We start from the raw sequence: 20,956 nt of genomic DNA on the forward strand, positions 1-20,956 counted from the left end.
CCCGTCATTCTGTCTTCGCCGAGGGGTGACCGGACCGGGCAGCCAGACCGAGTATATCTTCACAGGATCCCCTTTGTGGACGGAATCGCGCCTGCCGCGCGGGGATCGTATTCGACGGCCATGCGAAGAGCGCGAGCTGTGGCCTTGAACGCGCTTTCGGCGATGTGGTGGCAATTACGTCCGGTTTTTTTTGTGACGTGGAGGGTCATCATCGCGGCCATGGCGAAAGCCCGGAAGAATTCTTCGAACAGTTCGGTGTCCATTTCCCCGACTGTTGAGGCCGGAAATTCGACGGACCAGGCGAGAAACGGCCGGCCCGAGAGGTCGACGACGACTTCGGCGAGGGCTTCGTCGAGCGGCACAAGAGCGGAACCGAACCGCCGCACGCCGCGCTTATCTCCGAGCGCTCTGCCGATTGCCTGACCCAGAGCGATGCCGGTATCTTCGACGGTGTGATGAAAATCGATATGGAGATCGCCTTTCGCGACGATGTCGAGATCGATCATGCCGTGCTTCGCCAGCGCGGTCAGCATATGGTCGAAGAAACCGATGCCGGTATCGACGGAGGCGGCTCCGGTTCCGTCGAGACTGACGGTGACGCTGATATCGGTCTCGCCGGTGACCCGTTGCAGTGAGGCGATGCGCGGTTCGTTCATGCGGCGACTTTTACAGGATGACTGCGGCCAATGCCATCGGGGTTTAGGTTAATTCATGTGACCGGAATAGTCGGATCTGCGGTACGTGCATGCGGGTGACATGTCTATCGTGCGTCTGTTCCCTGTCTCCTGTATGGGAGGGCTCACGGGAGCACCGTGACACTTTATTAATACGTGGCGCCACAGGACGGAGGCCGCTTTATGCGCGAGATCAACTTCGACGGTCTGGTCGGACCCAGCCATAATTATGCCGGGCTGTCCTTCGGAAACCGGGCTTCGGCCAGCCATGCCGGCGAGGTTTCACGCCCCAGGGTCGCTGCCTTGCAGGGTCTGGGCAAGATGCGGCGCATGATGGAGCTGGGACTGCGGCAGGGCGTTCTGCTGCCGCATGAGCGCCCGCTGACCGGCTGGCTGCGACAATTCGGTTTCAGCGGAACGGATGACGCTGTCTGCGCGGCGGCGTGGCGTAACGAACCCGGTCTGCTGCGGACGGCTCTGTCCGCTTCTCCGATGTGGACGGCCAATGCCGCCACGGTTTCTCCGGCGCCGGATACGGCGGATGGTCGCTGCCATATATCGGCGGCAAATCTGTGCACCATGCTGCACCGGAGCATTGAAGCACCTGAGACGACGCGGCAACTTGGCCTTCTTTTCGCCGACACGGACCGTTTCGCGCTTCATCCTGCGTTACCGGCCGGGATCGGTGATGAGGGCGCGGCCAACATGATGCGGCTTTGCCCGCATCACGGTGCGCCTGGTCTTGAGATTCTTGTCTATGGCGAGACGCGTCCGGATGGTTTTCCCGCCCGCCAGTCGCGCATTGCAAGCGCGGCTGTGGCCCGCCGCCATGGTCTGGCGGCTGAACGCACTTTGCTGGCTCGCCAGAGCGATGCGGCGATACAGGCCGGCGCGTTTCACAATGATGTGGTGGCTGTCGCGAATGAATCCGTTCTGCTGGTGCATGAGCAGGCTTTTGCCGATCAGGGGCAGGTTTACGATGCCATCCTCCGGCATGTGTCGTCCGCGACGATTCTTGAGGTGCCGGCTTCTCTTGTCAGTCTTGAAGATGCGATCCGCAGTTATCTGTTCAATGCGCAGCTTATTACGCTTCCGGAAGGCGGAATGGCGCTCATTGTTCCGGATGAATGTCGCAGGACGGGCGCTGTCGCGGCGTGGCTGGATGCGGCGACCTCCGGAAACGGACCGGTTCGTCGGGTTGAAAGCATGAATCTGCGGGAATCGATGCAGAACGGGGGCGGGCCTGCGTGCCTCCGTCTTCGGATCGTGTTGGATGATGTTGCCGAAGCGGCGCTTGACCAGCGGTTTTTGCTCGATGAAGCGAAGCTGGAGGGCATTGCGACTGTGATTGACGACCGCTGGCCGGAGCGGATCAGCCCGGACGATCTCGGGCATGCGGATTTGTGGGAAGACTGCCGCAACGCCCGACGCGAGTTGCTGGATTTTCTGGGATTTGCGGCGTGAAGGATGCGATTTTTTTGCGTGACGGAATGACCCCGGCTTCTGTGCCCGACTGTGGCGCAGACCTGTATGATCCATGGATCGTGCGGGTTGCGCGTCTGGACGATCTGGATCGTCTGTTCGCTCTTGCCGCCCATACCGGGGGCGGTCTTCTCAACCTGCCCTGTGACAGGTCGGCACTGAGAAAGCGTCTTGAGTGGTCGGAAAACTCCGTCGACAGCGACCTCAGCGCGCCGGACAATGAACTTTATTTTCTTGTGCTCGAAAATGAATCCAACGGAACGATAGCGGGCTCCGCCTGTATTTTTTCGCGTATCGGGACGCCGTGGCCATTTTACAGCTATAAAATTGCGACTCACACCCATGTTTCGAGAGAGCTTGGCCGCACGTTCTCCTCACGTCTTCTTCACTTGGTGAATGATTTTGACGGCGCGTCTGAAGTCGGCGGACTGTTTCTGCACCCTGACTATCGGACCGGCGGGCTCGGCTCTCTGCTTGCCCGCAGCCGTTATCTGTTTATCGCCCGGCACCGGCGCCGTTTTGCGGACCGGATTATTGCCGATCTGCGCGGATATGCTGGTGCGGAAGGCCCACCATTCTGGAATGCTGTCGGGCGTATCTTCTTCGGTCGCGATTTCGCTGAGGCCGATCATTATAACGCGCTCCATGGAAATCAGTTTATTTCTGACCTGATGCCGCGTTATCCGATTTATATCGATCTCCTTCCCAAAACCGCGCAGGCCATGATCGGGCGCACGCATGACCTTGCCATTCCGGCGCGAAAAATGCTGGAAATGGAAGGTTTCGTCTACGATGGCTATATCGACATCTTTGATGGTGGCCCCACGCTTTCTGCCATTACCGATCATTTAAGGACGCTGCGTCTGAGTCAGCACGCCGTCATTGGCACAGAGGCAACTAACTTCAGTCATATCGATATAAATCAGGAAGTGGTTCTGATTGCGACCGGCTATCTGCAAGCCTTTCGTGTCTGGCGTGACTGTGTGACCGGACGCAAAAGCCAGATTGTTCTGCGGAACAGAACCGATATCAGCAGCGGAATGGAAGTGCTGTATATTTGCAGGAACCCGGCATAACGTCTCTGTCTGATTTTCAGGCGTTAATATCTTGCACGACAGTTATGTGATCTTTTCTGGCTGTTTTCGATTCATTTTCAGCCATTCGTGATGCATCTGTTTCAGGCATCGGGCGACCAAGCAGGAAGCCCTGCATTTCATCACAACCATGTCCCTGCAGAAGAGAAAGCTGCGCTCCTGTTTCAATACCTTCTGCTGTCACACGAAGCTTTAACTTGTGACTCATGACGATGATGGATTCAACGATGGTCCAGGCGTTCGGATCATTGGTGATTTTATTGATGAATGTTCTGTCCACCTTGACCTTATCAAACGGAAAATTGTGGAGGTAGGCGAGGCTGGAATAGCCTGTTCCAAAATCATCAAGCGCCACACGCACACCGCGTTTACGCAGATCTGTCACAAGAGCCAGAGCTTTTTCCATGTCTTCCATCAGAAGACTTTCGGTCACCTCCAGTTCGAGGCGACATGGCTCGAGTCCGGTCTCTTTAAGAACCGAACTGACCATTTCCACAAGATCAATACGCTGAAACTGCGTCGGCGACAGATTTACCGCTATACTGATATCAGATGACCAGGTTGCAGCAACTGTGCATGCCTTACGCAAAACCCATTCGCCAAGCGGAACGATGAGTCCTGTTTCCTCCGCCAGCGGGATAAACCGGTCAGGGGGGATCATTCCCCGTTCCGGGTGTGGCCAGCGGGCCAGAGCTTCAAAGGCCGTTATTTTTCCGGCACTGCTAAAAAGTGGCTGATAATAGATTGTCAGTTCGCCACGACTCAGCGCACCCCGAAGGTCGAGCTCCAGGTCGTGTCTTTCCCGAAGATCGGCATCCATTCCTGCCGCAAACTCACAAACCTGACCCTTGCCATGCAGTTTGGCCTGATACATGGCAATATCAGCACATTTCAGAAGCATCTGAGCGCTGTCACCGTCGCGGGGACTTATGGCGACACCGATGCTCACCCCGACATAGGCGTCGTGTCCACTCAGCTTGAACGGCTGCCACAGACACGCGAGCAGGCGTTTTGCCAGCTGGAGGGCATCGTCTTTCGTTCTGATAGTACGAAGGATGATGATAAATTCATCGCCACCGAGCCGGGCAAGATAATCGGAATCTCTCAGTTGTTTCTGAAACCGCGCGGCAACCTCTTTGAGAAGGATGTCGCCGGCATGATGCCCTAGCGTGTCATTGACAGCTTTGAATCCATCGAGATCAAGCCCGAGAATGGCTGACTGCACACCTGACTGGCGGGAGGTCTCAATAACCTGAGATAATACCATTTCCAGACCACGCCTGTTGGGCAGCGACGTGAGAGAATCATGCAATGCGAGATAACGAATATGTTCTTCCGCCGCCTTTCGCTCCGTGATGTCACGCACCGCGAGCACAGCCGCCGGCTGCCCGTCCACATAGGCCATCTCACGGGTCAGAACCTCTACCGGAATGCGTCGCTTTCCCGGCCCGATCAGCTCAAGCTGCTCGGGCGCGAACAGAGCAGCTGAACCGCCACCGGACAACATCTGCTGAGACGGGGGCGTAACAAACAGGTCCGGCATGTCACGGTGTCTGAGCGTCGTCAGATCCAGCCCGGTCATTTCCTGTATGCGCTGGTTGGCATCGATAATTTCCGTTCCGCGGCAGATAAGCAGACCTTCAAATGTGCCGTCGGCAAGGTGCCTGATGCGCTCCCCTTCCCTCTGCTGGGCGACCGCAACCCGGACATCGAGAAACGATGCAATGCCGACGAGAAAAATGATCGCGATGAACTCAGACAGGGCGATGACACCGATCGGGGAGAAGGACGCGCTATCCGGTGTCTGGATGACAGTCATCCATTCGCCAAAAGGCAGCACGGACCCCATTGATCCCAGCGGGAGAACGGTCAGCGTCAGGGCAAGCAGGATACTTGCAAAAAACCGAGGGCGACTGGCCGCAGGGCTGCCGAGTTCCCAGAAGGCGAACCCGCAGAGGGTTGATCCGAGAACCATGACGCTCAGCACGGCGGAAAGATCGTAAGCCAGCACAAATGGCTTCACGATTGAAACGAGAATTGTGAAGGCGGAAAATGACAGCCCGAATGCGAGTGCGCAGCCTGCAAGAATGACTGTTTTTATGGTGCGCTTCGGACAAAGATAAAAATAGGCCGACACACAGGCCATGGCGAACATGACGACAGCCGCGATTGCGGTCGTCGGCTCCGGGATGTGCCATGAAAGATAGGGATAGCTTGACCAGAGTGTATCAAAAAATGAAGTCAGGCCGGCAATCGTAATCGCGATTCCGAAAAGAATGATTTGTGTCTTCAGCCTGAATCTGGCGCTGGCGAGAAACCGGATGGCAAACGTGCCGCAGAGAAACGCAAACACGGTCACAGTGAGATGCGACATCGCATGCTGTTCACTGAGAAGGAATGTAAACAGCCGCTCCATGCATCTGTCTTTCACGTGAAATCATGCGCGATCTCACGCACTTAAGGCTCCACTTAAGCAGTCACACGTTAATGAGGTGGTAAAAGAAAATCCGGCTGTTGCTTTCCGGAAAGCAATCGGGAGATCGTTGCGTTTCAGCTGTCGTCCTTTACGGCACGACTTCACCCGGAGCGGATATGTTCAGGCGCATATTTCAAAGCCGACTGCTTCTTTACGTCTGAATACACTGACTGGTCCGGCCCCGAAGATTGCTGCCATTCTTCGGTCAGGCCCGGAGAGGTCTCAATGTTCTTCGGGCTGTCCGGAGAGCGGCCCTGCTGGCAGCTGTCGGCTTCTTTTTTACGGTCCGGGCAGAGGCTTCCGAACGTACGCGCGCTCTGTGCGTTGAAATGTCCGGACAAAGACGCCTCGCCTTTGACCGGACGATTTGCTAGGACGTGCGTTCTGTCTGCGGGCAGCGAATTAAAAATCACCGATGCAGCGCGGGTGCCTCTGCCGGCCCCGGATCGGATGGCCCAGGACCGGCGTTTTACTGGCTGGCCGGGAAGGATGACGAGATGATGCAGACCACACAATCCCGTCCGGACAAGGCCGATGAGGCCGCTGCCTGCGCGACCGCGATCGGACACTTTCTCAGAACGGTCGGCACGGCACGGGAATCTGACGTTCCTTTCCGTCACTGGACGCTGGACGATGTGATCCCTGATGCGGGCTGCGAGGCTCTCGTTGCGTGGGAGCCGACGGATGGCTCGGTCGCAGGAGATACCGGAGGACGGCGTGAGACGCGCAACGGTGCCCGGGTCTTTGTCGAGCCGGAAGCGCGGAGCCGGGATGCCCGGCTGGACGTGATGGCCCGGATGTTTGACAGCCCGGAGGCCCGGTCGGCGATTACGGCGCTGTGCGGAGTATCGCTGGACCATACGGCGCTTCGCCTGGAACTCAGTCTGGACACGGATGGCTTCTGGCTGGAGCCACACACGGATATCGGGGCGAAGAAACTGACCCTGCTGATCCCGCTTTCGATTCATCCAGAAGCAGAGCAATGGGGTACGGATCTGATGAATGCGGACGGCGAGTCGGTTGTTCGCAGTTCGGGGCGGTTCAATACGGGTACGCTTTTTGTTCCCGGCGATGACACCTGGCACGGATTTGCCCGGCGTCCGATTGAGGGATTGCGTCGCGGACTGATCGTGAATTTCGTCGATTCAACGTGGCGTGCCACCCGGGAGCTGGCGTTCGGGCCGGCGGTCTGACCGTGTCGCGGAACTCAATTGCCCTCACAGGTCAGAACAGGCCGCTTCGATCCGGTGCAGCATGCTGACTGACGGCGCTTTTCTTCTTCCCCACCACAATCCTGTTTATGGAGAGCAAGTGTTATGAGCGAACGCGAGGCGATGGATTTTGATGTCGTCATCGTGGGAGGCGGGCCGGCCGGTCTGGCTGCGGCGATCCGGATGCGGCAACTGGCTCCTGAGGCGACCGTCTGTCTGATCGAGAAAGGCAGCGAAATCGGCGCGCATATCGTGTCCGGCGCCGTGATCGAACCGCGCGCGCTTGAGGAACTGCTGCCCGACTGGCGCGATCTGGACTCACCGATTCAGACGGCGGTGTCGGAAGAGGAGATGTATTTCCTTACGGAGACGAAGGGACACAGGATTCCGGCTCTGGACCGGGTGATGCCGCATCTGGCGAATCACGGAAACTATGTCGTCAGTCTGGGCGAGGTCTGCCGCTGGCTGGCCACCCGGGCCGAGGAAATGGGGGTTGAGATCTATCCCGGTTTTGCCGGAGCCGAGGTTCTGATCGAGAACAACCGCGTGGTTGGCGTGGCGACGGGCGACATGGGGATCACCCGCGAGGGTGAGCACGGGCCGAATTACGCGCCGGGCATGGAACTGCGGGCGAAATACACATTGTTCGCCGAAGGATGCCGGGGCTCACTGACCAAACGGGTCATGGCGCATTATGATCTGCGCAAGGGCGTCGATCCGCAGACTTACGGCCTGGGGGTCAAGGAAGTCTGGGAGATTCCGCCGGAGAAGCATCGGCCAGGCCTGGTGATGCACAGTTTCGGCTGGCCACTGGACGACCGCACCTATGGCGGGGCCTGGCTGTATCATTTCGGCGAGAATCTGGTGTCCTACGGGTTTGTAACCGGCCTGGACTATGAGAACACCTGGCTGTCACCGTTCGACGAGATGCAACGTACCAAGCTGCATCCGGTGTTCCGGCCACATTTCGAGGGCGGACGGCGCCTGATTTACGGGGCGCGGGCACTGTCGGAAGGCGGCTTGCAGTCGATTCCGCGTCTGACCTTCCCGGGCGGGGCTCTGATCGGGGATTCAGCGGGATTTCTGAACACGCCGAAGATCAAGGGCACGCATACGGCGATGAAGTCCGGCATGCTTGCGGCTGAGGCTGTGGTTGAGGCTCTGGCGACGGATCGGGTGGAACCGGGGTCTTTCACGCAGCGGGTCCGGACGTCCTGGCTGTATGAGGAACTGAAATCAGCTCGCAATGTTCGTCCCGCATTCGCGCGCTGGGGCATGAAGGCCGGCGCGCTTTATGCCGGATTTGATGCGATGGTATTGCGCGGCAAGGCGCCGTGGACCCTGCATTTCCGTCATTCTGATAACGAGACGTTGCAGCCGGCCTCCCTGTCGGAGCCGATCAGCTATCCAAAGCCGGACGGCACGGTGACATTCGACAAACTGTCCTCGGTGTTCCTGTCGAACACCAATCATGCGGAGGATCAGCCGGTTCATCTGCATGTAGAGAATATGCCGCTCTGGAAGACGGTGAACTGGGATGTCTTCCGGTCGCCGGAGAGCCGGTACTGTCCGGCGGGTGTATACGAAGTCGCCAGTCAGGAGACTGATCCCCGACTGGTCATCAATGCGCAGAACTGCGTGCATTGCAAAACCTGCGACATCAAGGATCCGGCGCAGAATATTGACTGGGTGACGCCGGAAGGCGGCGGCGGTCCGAATTACCCGGCCGGGATGTAAATTCCGGTCATCTTACGTTAAAGGTAACAGCTAATTCAGGTGGAACGGTAGCCGGGCGTGGATTTCTCTTTGCCTCGCCCGATCCCACCAGCAACGGGTACTGGCAGGAAAACCATGAAAATTCTCGTCCCGGTGAAGCGCGTCGTCGATTACAACATCAAGGTCCGGGTTAAGTCCGACGGAACCGGCGTTGAGACGGCGGGCCTCAAAATGTCGATGAACCCCTTTGATGAAATTACTGTCGAAGAAGCGGTGCGGCTGCGTGAAAAGGGTGCCGCGACGGAAGTCATCGCGGTGTCCATCGGTGTGCAGCAGGCGCAGGACACGCTGCGCACGGCGCTCGCCATGGGGGCGGATCGCGCCATTCTTGTGCTGAGCGAAGAGAGCCCCGAGCCGCTTGCCGTAGCAAAAATTCTGAAGGCGCTGGTCGAACGTGAAAAACCGGAACTCGTGTTTCTGGGCAAGCAGGCGATTGACGACGACATGAACGCCACCGGTCAGATGCTGGCCGGACTGCTTGGCTGGCCGCAGGGCACCTTTGCCAGCAAGGTCGAACTGGTGGATGGGCGGCTTGAGGTGGCCCGTGAGATCGATGGCGGAACCGAGACCGTCTCGCTGACTCTGCCGGCGATCGTGACGGCTGATCTGCGCCTGAATGAGCCCCGCTATGCTTCGCTGCCGAACATCATGAAGGCGAAGAAAAAGCCGATGGAAACGTTGCAGGCCGACGATCTTGGTGTGGACACGACACGTCGCCTGACAACGGTATCCGTTTCCGAGCCACCGACCCGCAAGGCGGGGGTAAAGCTGAACTCTGTCGCCGAGCTGGTCGAAAAGCTGCGTAACGAAGCGAAGGTGATCTGATCATGACCGTTCTTGTTTTTGTCGAGACCGAGGCCGGTCAGGTTCGTCAGGCCTCCCGTTCCGCGATTGCCGCCGCCACGAAGCTGGGAGAAGTTCACGCGCTGGTTGCCGGTGATGTGGCGGCGAGCGATGCCGCCTCGGCAGCCGCGGCGAAAGTACCCGGCGTTGCGAAGGTGCTGAAGGCCGGAGCGGATGTTCTGGCACATGAACTGGCTGAACCACTGTCGGATCTGATTGTCGCGCTGGCTGGCGACTATACGCATCTTATCGCGGCATCGTCGGCAGTCGGTAAGAATGTGATGCCACGTGTCGCGGCGCTGCTTGATGTGCAGCCCGTTCCGGACGTGATGGCCATCGTCGATGCCGACACGTTCATCCGTCCGGTTTATGCCGGTAATGCGCTTGCAACGGTGAGGTCGTCCGACACGAAGAAGGTACTGACGATCCGGGCGGCAAGCTTTGATCCGGCGCCGGCTGAAGGCGGGGCTGCGCCTGTCGAGGCCGTGGATGTGACCGTGAAGGATACGACGTCCCGTTTCGTTTCAGCTCACACGCCAGCCAGCGACCGGCCTGAACTCGAGTCTGCCCGTGTGATTGTATCAGGTGGGCGGGGACTGCAGAGCGCCGAGAATTTTCATAAATATCTTGAGCCTCTGGCTGATAAGCTTGGTGCCGCCATTGGCGCGTCCCGTGTGGCGGTGGATTCGGGCTATGCGCCGAATGACTGTCAGGTCGGACAGACCGGCAAGATCGTGGCGCCGGAACTATATATTGCTGTCGGTATTTCGGGGGCGATCCAGCATCTGGCCGGCATGAAGGACAGCAAGGTGATTGTTGCGATCAACAAGGACCCGGATGCGCCGATTCTTCAGGTGGCGGATTACAGTCTGGTTGGCGATCTGTTTGAAATCGTGCCTGAGCTGACGGCCGCGCTTTAATTTTATTGCGGATTCTTCAGACCCGCCTACATCGCGTCCGGTTATACCGATGCGCGCTTTCCGGCGATGAGCGTTCGGGATGCGCGCATTTTTTGTTTCGTCTCTCTCACCATAGGAACCCGCTGTATTCCCGGACGAGGCTCCCGATGAAAGTCCGGTCACAGCCGGGTCTGGCGAAAAACTGCCGGATCGCGAGCGGCATAAGCTCAGACTCTCCGCTGCGGATGCTCCCGTTAACGGATGAGTGATAAATAAGCGGCAACCTGGATCATCCCCGAGACCAGGATGGCCTTTTCCATGTACGACGTTCTGCGCGATTATGATCCCGGCATGATTCTTGGCGCCGCAGGCCTGTGCACTGTGTCGATGCTGATTGTCATCAGAATGTTATGTCGCGCGGCTGTCGTAAGAGGCGCGCCCAGAACAAAGCGCATTCTGCTGGCTGCCGCCGTGGCCGGAAACGGGATATGGGCGACCCATTTCCTTGCCATGCTTGGTTGCCGCTCTTTCCGGAGCGCAACTTACGATCCCGGGCTGACCCTGGTTTCAATGGGGCTGGCGTGCCTTCTGTTCCTCGCGGCCTGGTGGAATGAGCGGCGCAACACGGGCTCGTCACGGTCGCCACTGACTGCATTTCTTATGACAGCGGCTGTCGGCGGAATGCATTATATCGGAATCGGCGCGACGGGCGGCGGCGGTCTTTCTGACATGACAGCCGGCCGGGTCCTGCTTTCCCTGGGATCGGGCTTTATGCTGTTTTATGCAGGCTGCCTGCTGCTCAGGCGGGAGCGCGGAGCACGGAGAAGTCTGGCCGCCCTGCCCTGGGTCGTCGGGGTCTGCTCACTGCACTTTATCGGGATGCCCGCAGGCATGCCTGAACATTCCGTCATGCTGCACAACGCGACAGCAGCCAGCGATACGGTTCCTCTGGCAGAACTTGTGGGCGCGGGAACAGTGACGTTCCTTTTGCTCGCGCTTATTTTTCTCGGCTTTGAATATCGTAGCAGTCTGCGCAGACGCGAGGAAAACACGCGCACCAGGAGTTTTGCCGATGCCGCAATCGAAGGGCTTGTTGTTACAGATGGCACTCAGATCATCGATGCCAATGATGCATTCCGAAAGCTGATTTCGTGGACACGCCATGAAACCAGCACCCTGGGCAACTATTTTCCGGAACTGATTCCAGGAAATAATCTTGAGACACTGATCGCCGAAGAAAAACCCCGGGAAATGTCGCTGATGACAGGCAAGGAAAATCCTGTTCCGGTCGAGGTTTATGCGCGTGATGCAAAGTGGAACGGTCGTATCCGGACCATTCTGGCTATCGTCGATTTACGGGCACGTAAAGAATCTGAAGCGGCGCTGAAGGCGGTTTTTTTTCGGGACACTCTTACGGGCATTGGGAACCGTCCATTCTTCGTTTCAAAACTGACGGAATTTCTGTATCATCCGGACAAACGTAAGCGGATCGCGGCCTTCCTGATTGACGTCGACTGGTTTAAGAACATTAACGAAATCAGCGGCCATACCGCAGGCGATGCCGTTTTGGCGCATATTGCTCAGGGAATTTCCCGGTTTGCCCCGAAAGACGCCGTAACGGCGCGCATTACCGGCGACGAATTCGCCATCGCGTTTCCTGCTGACGGGCATGACATTCCGGTATTTGCGGCGCAGCTGAGTGATGAACTCAAAACACCCCTATACAATACGCATGGCATCATACCGGTTTCTGTCAGTATCGGATTTGCGGTATCCGACCGTGAAACGCCGGACGGTGAAGCTTTTCTGCATTGTCTGGAAGTTGCGCTTCTCGCGGCCAAAGAAGCCGGCCGCGGCAATGTGCGTGAGTACGATCATAACTTTGATACATCGTTGCAGGATCGGTTCCGAACAGAGCGGGAAATCCGGCTTGCCATCGATAACAACGAGTTTTTTCTCGAATACCAGCCGATCATGTGCACAAGGAGTCACCGGCTGACCGGTTATGAAGCGCTGATCCGCTGGGAGCATCCGCAGCGCGGGCGTATTCCTCCCGATCGGTTCATTGGCATTGCCGAAGAGTGCGGCCTGATTGCGGAAATTGGCGAGTGGGTGGTCCGACGCGCCTGCGCCGATGCTGCGCTCTGGAAAAATGGTCTGAGCGTCTCGGTCAATGTCTCTCCGCTACAGTTCGCGACATCAGATCTGCCTGCGGTCATAACGGCAGCCATCCGGGATGCCAGGCTTGATCCGAAACGACTGAGCATTGAAATCACGGAGATTACACTTCTTCAGCATGCTGATCAGAACAAAGAGATTCTCCGCAATCTGCGGAAGCTGGGGGTCGGAATTGTCATGGATGATTTCGGCACCGGTTATTCCAGTCTGAGTTATCTCCGTGATTTCCAGTTTGATAAAGTCAAAATAGCCCGCTCTTTCATCCGCGATATGCTTCAGCAGCCTCACTCTGCTGCCATTGTGGATGCCATTCTGTTGCTGGGTAAAGGTCTCGAAGTTGATATCGTTGCTGAAGGCATAGAGACTTCTGAACAATTACATTATCTCGAAGAGCGCTCATGCACATTTGTGCAGGGTTATTTTATCGGACGACCAGATCGGGAAATTGCTGAATTTCCGGCCGGCGGCCTGCTCAGTGAAGTAGAAGAGGCAGTCTGAAAATGGATATCCTCTTATTTTAGTGATAAAATAAGAGGATATCTCAGCACGTTACAGAAAAAATCAAATTAGCTGATTTATTTATAAAGCTGATCGAATATACCGCCATCAGAGAAATGCGTCTTCTGAACAGAGTCCCATCCCCCCAGACTTGCGATATCAAATGTTTCCATTGTCGGAAAAACATCTTTATGCCGTGCAAGAATCGCTGAATCACTCGGTCTGAAGTGGTGTCTGGCACCAATTTCCTGTCCCTGTGGGGTAAACAGAAAATCGACATAGGCCTGAGCGACAGCTTCAGTTCCATGCGCCTGAACATTTTTATCGACAACAGCGACGGGGGGCTCTGCCAGAATACTGACTGACGGCAAAACGATATCAAACTGGTCCGGCCCGATATCCCGTGCCGCCATCAGTGCTTCATTTTCCCATGCAATCAGCACATCACCAAGATGGCGCTGCACAAAAGAGTTTGTCGCACCCCGCGCGCCCGTATCAAGCACAGGGACGTGTTTGAAGAGTGTCTTCAGGTAAGTTTTAGCTGCGTCTTCGGAATTATTATTTGCCCGCAGAGCCCAGCCCCATGCAGCAAGGTAATTCCACCGCGCCCCGCCGGAGGTTTTGGGGTTGGGCGTGATCACCTGTACATCGTCCCGGATCAGATCCGGCCAGTCGTGGATATTTTTCGGGTTTCCCTTGCGAACCAGAAAGACGATCGTGCTTGTGAATGGCGTGGAATTATGTGGCAGTCGCTTCTGCCAGTCAGTGGACAGCAACCCATGCCGGGCAAGAATATCGATGTCATATGCCAGACCGAGCGTCACCACATCAGCCGGCGCTCCTTCCAGAACGGAACGGGCCTGCGCACCGGAGCCACCATGGGATGTCCTGACCAGTGCGCGATCGTCGGGATGCTGTTTTGTCCAGTCCGCTGAAAAGACGCGGTTGATTTCGGTGTAAAGTTCACGCGTCGGATCGTAGGAAACATTCAGGAGTGTGTAAGTCGCGGCACGGGCCGACCGGGGCTGCATGCCGGCGAGAGTGGCTGTACCCGCCATTATGGCTCCGGACAGGAGCGAACGGCGGGAGAGACGAAAACTATTGAGAGACATCGTTATATATTCCGGTTTAATCAGAAAGTTGCCTGGACACGGCCAACGATTGCGCTTCCGGTCCGACCGAACAAATTAACATTGCCGGAGACGCCTTTAGAGCTTGAGACGATGTATCGGGCATAATCGAGCATAAATTTGATGTGCCGGTTCGGATACCAGTTGAAGCCCCCCTGCCAGACTGTCTGCTGATTGCCGTCGATCCCTTTTCCTCCCTGATTCGGCACATCGTTCAGATTCGTCACGCTCCAGCGACCGCTGACTTCCAGCGCACCCCAGTGATTATGCAGAGGGTCAAAATCATATTCGACCCCGGGCGTGGTAAAGGCAGCGGTCTTCTCGTTGTAGGCACGGGGATGGCCGAACAGCGTGTAGTTTGCGGCCACGTACCAGCCATCGAACCCGAGTGATGGAAGGATTGCCCCCATTGACTGCTGATTACGCTGCACGCCGATATGATAGTATTCGCCTTTCAGCAGGAAACGCCTCCACCGAAAGCCAAATTGTGGACCTGCCGCCCATATCTGCGCGACATTACTCAGCGCTCCGGAGGTGACGAGAGAAGTCTCCCCCAGAGGAACCTCCATATTATCACTGAAAGTATAGTTTCGCCCGGTTGAATTTTCGTTGACCTTGAACGCTGCCGTTCCGCTGGCACCGACATGCACATCGATGTCTTTCGTCACATAAGGGCGACCGACGAGACGCACCATTCCGCCTGTCTGACTGTCGGTAATCGTAGTATCTTTCGTTCTGTCGCCGAATTTCTGGCCAGTGAAATAGGCTGCGGCGAGCCAGCGCTTTTCATAATGCTCTCCTCCGACACTGAATCGCGCGACACCTCCGGCCAGGTTACGCACCAGATCCACGATCGTCGCACGTTCCAGAAATTCGAAAGCATTTGCACGCTCGGCACTTTCTTCTTCCATGCGCGGCTGGAAATAACCGACAGTCAGCGTGGTATGATGCAGCCCTGTGTAATTCAGGTTCGCTTCGAACAGACCGACCGTTCCGTCGACCGAACTTGAGCCGAAATCCGGTGTCACGTTGACGATCCAGTCTTTGTAACGCCAGCTCATATAGATACGCAGACGACGGGCGTTCTCAGTCAGCTTGTTGAAATTTCCTGCTGCCTCCCCCCCTTTCGGTCCTGCCCCCAGAAAACCACCGATATCTTCCTGCGCGGTCAGACCGATAGAGAAAGCATAAGCTTTATCTTCAGACGCGATTGTCGGACGTCCATTGGGAAAGCCGATCTGTATTCCTCCGACCTGGACCGTTTCGTCTTTTGCGGTCGCGGCTCTGAAATCAGACCACGACTCGGCAGGCCCTTCCGACGACACAAGGCGGCTGTCGGCAGCGGAGCGCGGACCCTCGGGAGCGATCGGCAGATGATGCGTCGCTTCCTGCTGTGCGAAAACGGGTGTTGCGTCGGGTGCGCCGGATGAATTCACCTGCCGATGAACGCGACTCCCCGCCACGCGCACACGGGGCTCCGCCTGGCCATCTGTACGCTCGTATCGTGCAATACGCAGTTGAAGATGCTGAATCTCCCCCTGCATTTCACGCCGCATGGCGGCGAGTTCTTTTCGAAGAGAAACGACTTCCGCATCCTGAGTCGCGGCATACAGTTCGCATGGAAACGTCATCGTGATCGCGGCAGATGCTGTCAGCATGACCTGTCGGAGAGAGAAAGACATCCGGATTACCCAAAATAACTACGTTCCATCGTTGTTATCTACATACGACGTTACGGTACGGTAATCCTCATTGTGATGAATGGCAATTGATGTTCGGATAATTATTATATTACAGTTTATTTTAGTGAATAATCCTGTGCGACTTCGTCTGGCCAAGCGTGATTGCGTAACAGGGGAAGTCTGTCGCGGCATTGCAGCAGCAACTCGTGTCGTGTCCGGTCTGAAGGCCGTTACGGGACGCTCCGCCAGGTCTCCCGTCGCACAACAGAGGCGCTCATGTCTCCATCTCGCTGCTCATGACGGCAGATCAGTGTTGCGAGGAAGCGGCCGTCTTTACTCTGCTTATGCCGTACTCCTGTCATAAAAAAACGCCGGAGAAGCCCCGGCGTTTTCGTACAGACCGCTGAAGTAGAATCAACGATGTCGATCAGAAGTCGACGCTGGCCGATCCCATCACCATGAATGGTGCCGCGACGGAGAAGGTCGTTGAATTACTGCCGGCGATTTTCGCTCCATACAGACCGGTGGTGGCGAACGCGTTTGCTGATGTGCCGTTGACGTAGCCGAGATAACGACGGTCCGTAATGTTGCGAAGGTTAAGTTTCAGAGTTGGCGCCTTCATCGGTCCCCAGTCTTTGAAACGGTAGCCCAGATTTATATTCATCGTGATATAGCTTGGGATATGCTGATCATTCACGAACGTGGAATACTGTCTGGCGACGTATTTCAGACTGTAGCTTCCAAACAGATGGCCGTCATCATAATCCAGATTGAGACCGAACATGTACGGAGGCGTCTGTGGCGTGAATTTGCCTTTACTCAACACATACTGCCCCGTGCCGGCCGCGGCGACATTACTGTCAGAGCGGGAATCGATGTATTCAGCGGAGAAATAGGGGCGGATGTGATAGAAAATCGGGCGTGTACCGATTTCGAAATCGACACCGTCCGCATGGCTGTTGCCGCCGTTGATACTGCGTGAATAGCTCTGACCGTTTCCGGCATTGACGGTCTGTGTGTAAAGACGGTTTGTGAAATTATAATGGAAATAGCTGATGGAACTCATCACCGTCGATCCCTGATAGCGCCAGCCAAATTCATCAGAGATTGAAAATTCCGGCTTCTGGTCCGGATTTGCCTGAGTGGCATAACCGCCGCGCGCCACGCTGTAAGCGCCTGAATCATACAAAGACGTATTCATTGGGATCCGGAAATTGGTCGTCGAGGATGCGAAAAGCTGATTTTCATCGTTGATTTTATAGCGGAAGGCTACTGCGGGAAGCGGCTCCTGCCATGAGCCGTTGATATAAGGGCCGGTCGATGTGTCCGGCAGAAAATTGTGCCCTTCGCGATTGACGACTGAGTATTTCAGGCCGCCTTCGATATTCAGCCGGCCGTTCAGCAGCGACAGACTGTCGGCGATGAACATCGTATGAATACGGGTCTGGGTGAGCGAGTCACGATACTGTGCCGTATCGCCGTTCGCGAGGATCATGTTCGGACCGCCGCCGTAAAGATCGTATGGTTTTCCCGTGCTGTAATTGACGAGACTGTAAGGGCCTGTCTGGATCTGCTTGGAGTATTCGAACCAGTAACCGACCGATGCCCGATTGATTCCGGTTGTAAGTGTCAGCTTTGTGACGGCGCCAGGGCGGTACGTCTGAGTATTGGACGGATTATAAACAACCAGGGACTTTGTATTTGTCGCATTATGATCGCCGATTGAGGCTGTCATCGTCTGCGCGCCCCACTGCTGGCTGGTCAGGCTTTCACTATAGGCACCGCCACCGTTGCCGTCTCCGTACCAGAAATAAGGTGTCTCTGTCAGGGTCAGATGATCGGTCAGCGTAAAGGTTGACGGAGCACTCGCGTAGATATTGGTGAATGGATTACGGTGCAGTTCGTAATAATTCGCGCTGGGACTTTTCGGATTCCATGTGGCAGAATAAGCATATTTGCTGCCGTATTCTTTCCACGTATCCATATACTCGGTCGGGAAAAGCTGGCTGGTCGCCTGGTTCCCGATCAGTGAGAAGCTGATTTTGTTTCCCTTCCCCCAGGCGCTGACCCATTTGGTCTCGCCGTGCAGTTTGTTCTGACCACCCGGACCGCGCCAGGAATTTTCAGCTGCATCGGAGAAGGAAATGAAACCCTTGACGTTCGTGTTGCCTATATAGCCGGTATCGAGACGGCCAAAGACGCGGCGCGCATTATAATTGCCATAAGAACCAACAATTTTACCGCCCAGCTTTTCCTTCGGGTCCAGCAGATACATATCGACGGCGCCACCGGTCGCACTGATATGCGGGCTGTCGAGATCCGCCGAGCCCTGCTCGACATTGATGGACCGCAGATTTTCCGGATCGACGATTTCCTGCGGATAAACAGCATAGTTTCCGATATCGTTGATCGGAAACCCTTCCAGCGTAAAGCCGATCTGGCTTTCGGTCAGTCCACGCATCGACATATGCCCGCCGGACAGGCCCATCGGATCGGTCGAGGTGGTGTTTACGCCGGGCAGCATTTCGATCAGCTGCATCGGGTTGAGGCCGGCGGCCTGCTTTTCGATGTATTCGGAAGTGACGGTCGAACGCGATTTCGGCGCGTCCTCTTTAATCATCAGCCCGGCGGCAACATTGGCGCGCCGTTTGCCACGGACTTCGACATTCTCCGACTTCTGATCGGTCGGGGCCGTGGCGCCCATCATGGACGGGGCGTTATCGTCGACCACGGCATGTGCCGCCGTCGCTTTTTTGCCTTTTGTCGTCTGGCCGGAGGACGTGGATGATGTTGCCGCCAGAACTGCGGCGGAAGGAGCGACAAGGGTTATCAGTGCCGTTGTCGTAAGAAGGCATCGGGTCAGGATGGGCATGGTTGCTCTGTTCTGATCATGGGCCAGGGGCTGTCCGGGAAGGGACGCGCAATCATTATTGCGTCAAAACATGACCATCTGGTCAGGATTTCACGCACAGATCACTTGCGTTTCCGCAATCGGGCTGCGGATGATCCCTTAGAACAGAACTGGTCATTTTTTTATTACAGTTTTTTTTCATTACAACGTCCGGCGCAATCTGTTGCATATTAGTCACGAATTTTTCCAGTGATTAGCCCGGCTATTTCTTTCGATATCATAACAATTGTATCGAAAGTGAATGAACGACACCGGGCTGACACGGATCTCTTCATACGATACTGGCGAAGATGTCAGAGGGATTATGCGTTTACACTTTGCAAAAAAACGTCATGATTACAGAACGGCTTTCCTGGTATCACCCGACCGGCGTTTTCTTTACTTCCATTATAACAGGCACGCCGTTAAACCGAGTCATTTCGTATCACATCCGGAACAATTTTCTCAATGACAAAATTCCTGCTCACGCTTTTTGGCATGGTGCTTCCTGTTCTGCTCAGCGCCTGCTCTGCCGGACAACCGGCACCTGTCACCTGGGAGGGGAAACCCGCCGTCATTCTGGTTTCCCTGGACGGGTTTCGAACGGAATATCTTTCCAGAGGGCTGACGCCACATCTTCAGGCGCTTGCCGATGGTGGCGTGAGGGCGCGGGCGATGCGACCTTCTTTTCCATCCATCACTTTTCCCAACCACTACACGCTAGTGACAGGGCTGCGACCCGATCATCATGGCATCGTCGGGAATTCGATGTTCGATCCGGTCATGCCGGGTGTTCATTTCTCCATGGCCAGTCACGAATCATGGTGGTGGGATGAAGCCGAGCCGATCTGGGTGACGGCGGAAAAGCAGGGCCTCAACGCGGGGACGATGTTCTGGCCGGGTTCAGAAAGTGTCATTCATGGCAAAAGACCGGATGAATGGGAGAAATTCGACTCCCATATGTCCGATGACACCCGGGTTGATACGTTGCTGTCGTGGTATGATCGTGGGGTGGCGCAACGGCCGCGACTGGCCACACTTTATTTCAACGCCGTTGACAGCGCGGGACATCATTTCGGACCCGGTTCATCCGAGGTAAACGCGGCGCTTCGTGATGTGGATGAGGCCGTCGGGCGCCTGGAGGCCGGACTGAAGGCGCGACACATTCCGGCGGATATTATTGTTGTGGCGGATCATGGCATGGCGCCGGTCGGTGATGACCAGGTCATCGCCATGGACAAAGTGGCTCCGGCGGCGTCCTGGCGCTGGGTGACCGGCGGCGCTTATGCCGGGGTGGATGCGTTGCCGGGACAGCAGGCAGTCCTTGAGACGGCGCTTCTGAAACCGCATGACCATATGCAGTGCTGGCGTCGGGATCAGATTCCGGCGCGGTTTCATTACGGGCATAATCCCCGGGTGCCGGGTTATATCTGTCTGGCGGAAACCGGCTGGATGATCAGGCGTGATGGCACGAAACCGGAGCATGAGGATCGCGGTGAGCACGGATATGATCCCGCATTGCCGGATATGAGCGCACTGTTTGTCGCGCAGGGGCCGGATCTGAAAGCGGGAACAGTGCTGGAGCCGTTCGATAACGTGGATGTTTACTTCCTGGTCGCGCATCTGCTTGGCGTAAAGGCGCTGCCGGGTGACGGCTCGCTCGATACGTTCCGGCCTGTTTTATCGGATCATCCAAGCTGAGGGAGGCGTCCGGACAGTACTGGCTTCACCGGATGAATCCTGATGCGGTCCGCAAGTGTCGGCCACATATGAAACATCTCTTTGCGATAGAGTGACTGTGAACTCCTCAAGCCCATAGCCAAGGCGAGTGATCCCGGCTTTGTCCCCGGATCACTCCTCGCCGCGAGGATGAGAAAAGTCCGTGGTACTGTCGCACCAACGGGTCGTGGAGCGAATTTTCTCGTCAGACGTGGCTTCCTTTCTACCCGTAAGCCGGACACACGCTGGCTACCCGTAACCGGACACACGCTGGCAGACTCCTTCAAGGAAAGGCGGGAGCATTGCCGGTGGGGTTTGCGCTGTTCGCCCCCCCCCGGCCGGAGAGATCACGACGCTGCAAAAGGCGGCTTGCGGGTATCTCCTTTTCCTCTGCTATAAGATCA

General features: G+C 56.4%; 13 protein-coding genes. 8 read left to right on the top strand and 5 right to left on the bottom strand.

Annotated features, from left to right (window positions below):
- Nucleotides 1-59: 59 nt before the first annotated feature.
- Nucleotides 60-656, bottom strand: a complete 597-nt coding sequence (gene hisB / locus GOB90_RS07140) for an imidazoleglycerol-phosphate dehydratase HisB (RefSeq protein WP_146886965.1) — start codon at nt 654-656, stop codon at nt 60-62.
- A 201-nt stretch (nt 657-857) separates the two neighbouring features.
- On the opposite strand from hisB, the gene GOB90_RS07145 reads away from it, so the two are divergent.
- Both GOB90_RS07145 and GOB90_RS07150 read left to right on the top strand, forming a co-directional pair.
- The gene (locus GOB90_RS07145) at nt 858-2,138 is read left to right on the top strand and encodes an N-succinylarginine dihydrolase (protein ID WP_146886967.1); all 1,281 of its coding nucleotides are present in this window, start codon (nt 858-860) and stop codon (nt 2,136-2,138) included.
- Nucleotides 2,135-3,232 carry an arginine N-succinyltransferase gene (locus tag GOB90_RS07150; protein WP_146886970.1) on the top strand — a complete coding sequence of 366 codons (1,098 nt, stop codon included), beginning with the start codon at nt 2,135-2,137 and terminating at the stop codon, nt 3,230-3,232. Before GOB90_RS07145 ends, GOB90_RS07150 begins: the two co-directional genes overlap by 4 nt.
- Nucleotides 3,233-3,248: 16 nt before the next feature.
- Here the strand turns inward: GOB90_RS07150 and GOB90_RS07155 are convergent, their stop codons facing one another.
- Nucleotides 3,249-5,681 (bottom strand): EAL domain-containing protein, encoded by a 2,433-nt coding sequence (locus tag GOB90_RS07155; protein ID WP_261765939.1) that lies wholly within the window; start codon nt 5,679-5,681, stop codon nt 3,249-3,251.
- 542 nt (nt 5,682-6,223) lie between these two features.
- Between GOB90_RS07155 and GOB90_RS07160 the strand changes: the two genes are divergently transcribed.
- The 5 genes from GOB90_RS07160 (at nt 6,224) to GOB90_RS07180 (ending at nt 13,131) form a co-directional block, all read left to right on the top strand.
- On the top strand, nt 6,224-6,919 hold the full coding sequence (locus GOB90_RS07160) for a 2OG-Fe(II) oxygenase (RefSeq protein ID WP_242011863.1): 696 nt from the start codon (nt 6,224-6,226) through the stop codon (nt 6,917-6,919).
- Between the two features lie 123 nt (nt 6,920-7,042).
- Complete coding sequence (locus tag GOB90_RS07165) at nt 7,043-8,674, top strand: electron transfer flavoprotein-ubiquinone oxidoreductase (RefSeq protein ID WP_146886972.1); 1,632 nt, start codon at nt 7,043-7,045, stop codon at nt 8,672-8,674.
- Between the two features lie 114 nt (nt 8,675-8,788).
- Nucleotides 8,789-9,538 carry an electron transfer flavoprotein subunit beta/FixA family protein gene (locus GOB90_RS07170; RefSeq protein WP_146886975.1) on the top strand — a complete coding sequence of 250 codons (750 nt, stop codon included), beginning with the start codon at nt 8,789-8,791 and terminating at the stop codon, nt 9,536-9,538.
- 2 nt (nt 9,539-9,540) lie between these two features.
- Nucleotides 9,541-10,476, top strand: coding sequence for an FAD-binding protein (locus GOB90_RS07175; protein WP_146886977.1), 936 nt, complete (start codon nt 9,541-9,543; stop codon nt 10,474-10,476).
- Between the two features lie 297 nt (nt 10,477-10,773).
- Nucleotides 10,774-13,131 (top strand): bifunctional diguanylate cyclase/phosphodiesterase, encoded by a 2,358-nt coding sequence (locus tag GOB90_RS07180; protein ID WP_173571976.1) that lies wholly within the window; start codon nt 10,774-10,776, stop codon nt 13,129-13,131.
- A gap of 77 nt (nt 13,132-13,208) precedes the next feature.
- Here GOB90_RS07180 and GOB90_RS07185 read toward each other — a convergent pair whose 3' ends face one another.
- The 3 genes from GOB90_RS07185 to GOB90_RS07195 form a co-directional block, all read right to left on the bottom strand.
- Nucleotides 13,209-14,243, bottom strand: coding sequence for a sulfate ABC transporter substrate-binding protein (locus tag GOB90_RS07185; RefSeq protein WP_146886983.1), 1,035 nt, complete (start codon nt 14,241-14,243; stop codon nt 13,209-13,211).
- A 20-nt stretch (nt 14,244-14,263) separates the two neighbouring features.
- Entirely contained in the window at nt 14,264-15,919 is a 1,656-nt protein-coding gene (locus GOB90_RS07190; protein WP_242011864.1) for an OprO/OprP family phosphate-selective porin, read from the bottom strand.
- A gap of 451 nt (nt 15,920-16,370) precedes the next feature.
- Nucleotides 16,371-18,650, bottom strand: coding sequence for a TonB-dependent receptor (locus tag GOB90_RS07195; protein ID WP_242011871.1), 2,280 nt, complete (start codon nt 18,648-18,650; stop codon nt 16,371-16,373).
- A gap of 651 nt (nt 18,651-19,301) precedes the next feature.
- Between GOB90_RS07195 and GOB90_RS07200 the strand changes: the two genes are divergently transcribed.
- Entirely contained in the window at nt 19,302-20,534 is a 1,233-nt protein-coding gene (locus GOB90_RS07200; protein ID WP_146886989.1) for an alkaline phosphatase family protein, read from the top strand.
- The last annotated feature ends 422 nt before the right edge of the window (nt 20,535-20,956 follow it).

Source organism: Acetobacter oeni, from assembly GCF_011516825.1.
Lineage (GTDB): Bacteria > Pseudomonadota > Alphaproteobacteria > Acetobacterales > Acetobacteraceae > Acetobacter > Acetobacter oeni.

Excerpts from the sequence above, each read along its gene's own strand:
- GOB90_RS07175 (WP_146886977.1), top strand. The coding sequence starts at position 9,541 with ATGACCGTTCTTGTTTTTGTCGAGACCGAGGCCGGTCAGGTTCGTCAG.
- GOB90_RS07185 (WP_146886983.1), bottom strand. The coding sequence starts at position 14,243 with ATGTCTCTCAATAGTTTTCGTCTCTCCCGCCGTTCGCTCCTGTCCGGA.
- GOB90_RS07165 (WP_146886972.1), top strand. The coding sequence starts at position 7,043 with ATGAGCGAACGCGAGGCGATGGATTTTGATGTCGTCATCGTGGGAGGC.
- GOB90_RS07170 (WP_146886975.1), top strand. The coding sequence starts at position 8,789 with ATGAAAATTCTCGTCCCGGTGAAGCGCGTCGTCGATTACAACATCAAG.
- GOB90_RS07145 (WP_146886967.1), top strand. The coding sequence starts at position 858 with ATGCGCGAGATCAACTTCGACGGTCTGGTCGGACCCAGCCATAATTAT.
- hisB (WP_146886965.1), bottom strand. The coding sequence starts at position 656 with ATGAACGAACCGCGCATCGCCTCACTGCAACGGGTCACCGGCGAGACC.
- GOB90_RS07190 (WP_242011864.1), bottom strand. The coding sequence starts at position 15,919 with ATGCTGACAGCATCTGCCGCGATCACGATGACGTTTCCATGCGAACTG.
- GOB90_RS07195 (WP_242011871.1), bottom strand. The coding sequence starts at position 18,650 with ATGATGGGCGCCACGGCCCCGACCGATCAGAAGTCGGAGAATGTCGAA.
- GOB90_RS07160 (WP_242011863.1), top strand. The coding sequence starts at position 6,224 with ATGATGCAGACCACACAATCCCGTCCGGACAAGGCCGATGAGGCCGCT.
- GOB90_RS07180 (WP_173571976.1), top strand. The coding sequence starts at position 10,774 with ATGTACGACGTTCTGCGCGATTATGATCCCGGCATGATTCTTGGCGCC.
- GOB90_RS07200 (WP_146886989.1), top strand. The coding sequence starts at position 19,302 with ATGACAAAATTCCTGCTCACGCTTTTTGGCATGGTGCTTCCTGTTCTG.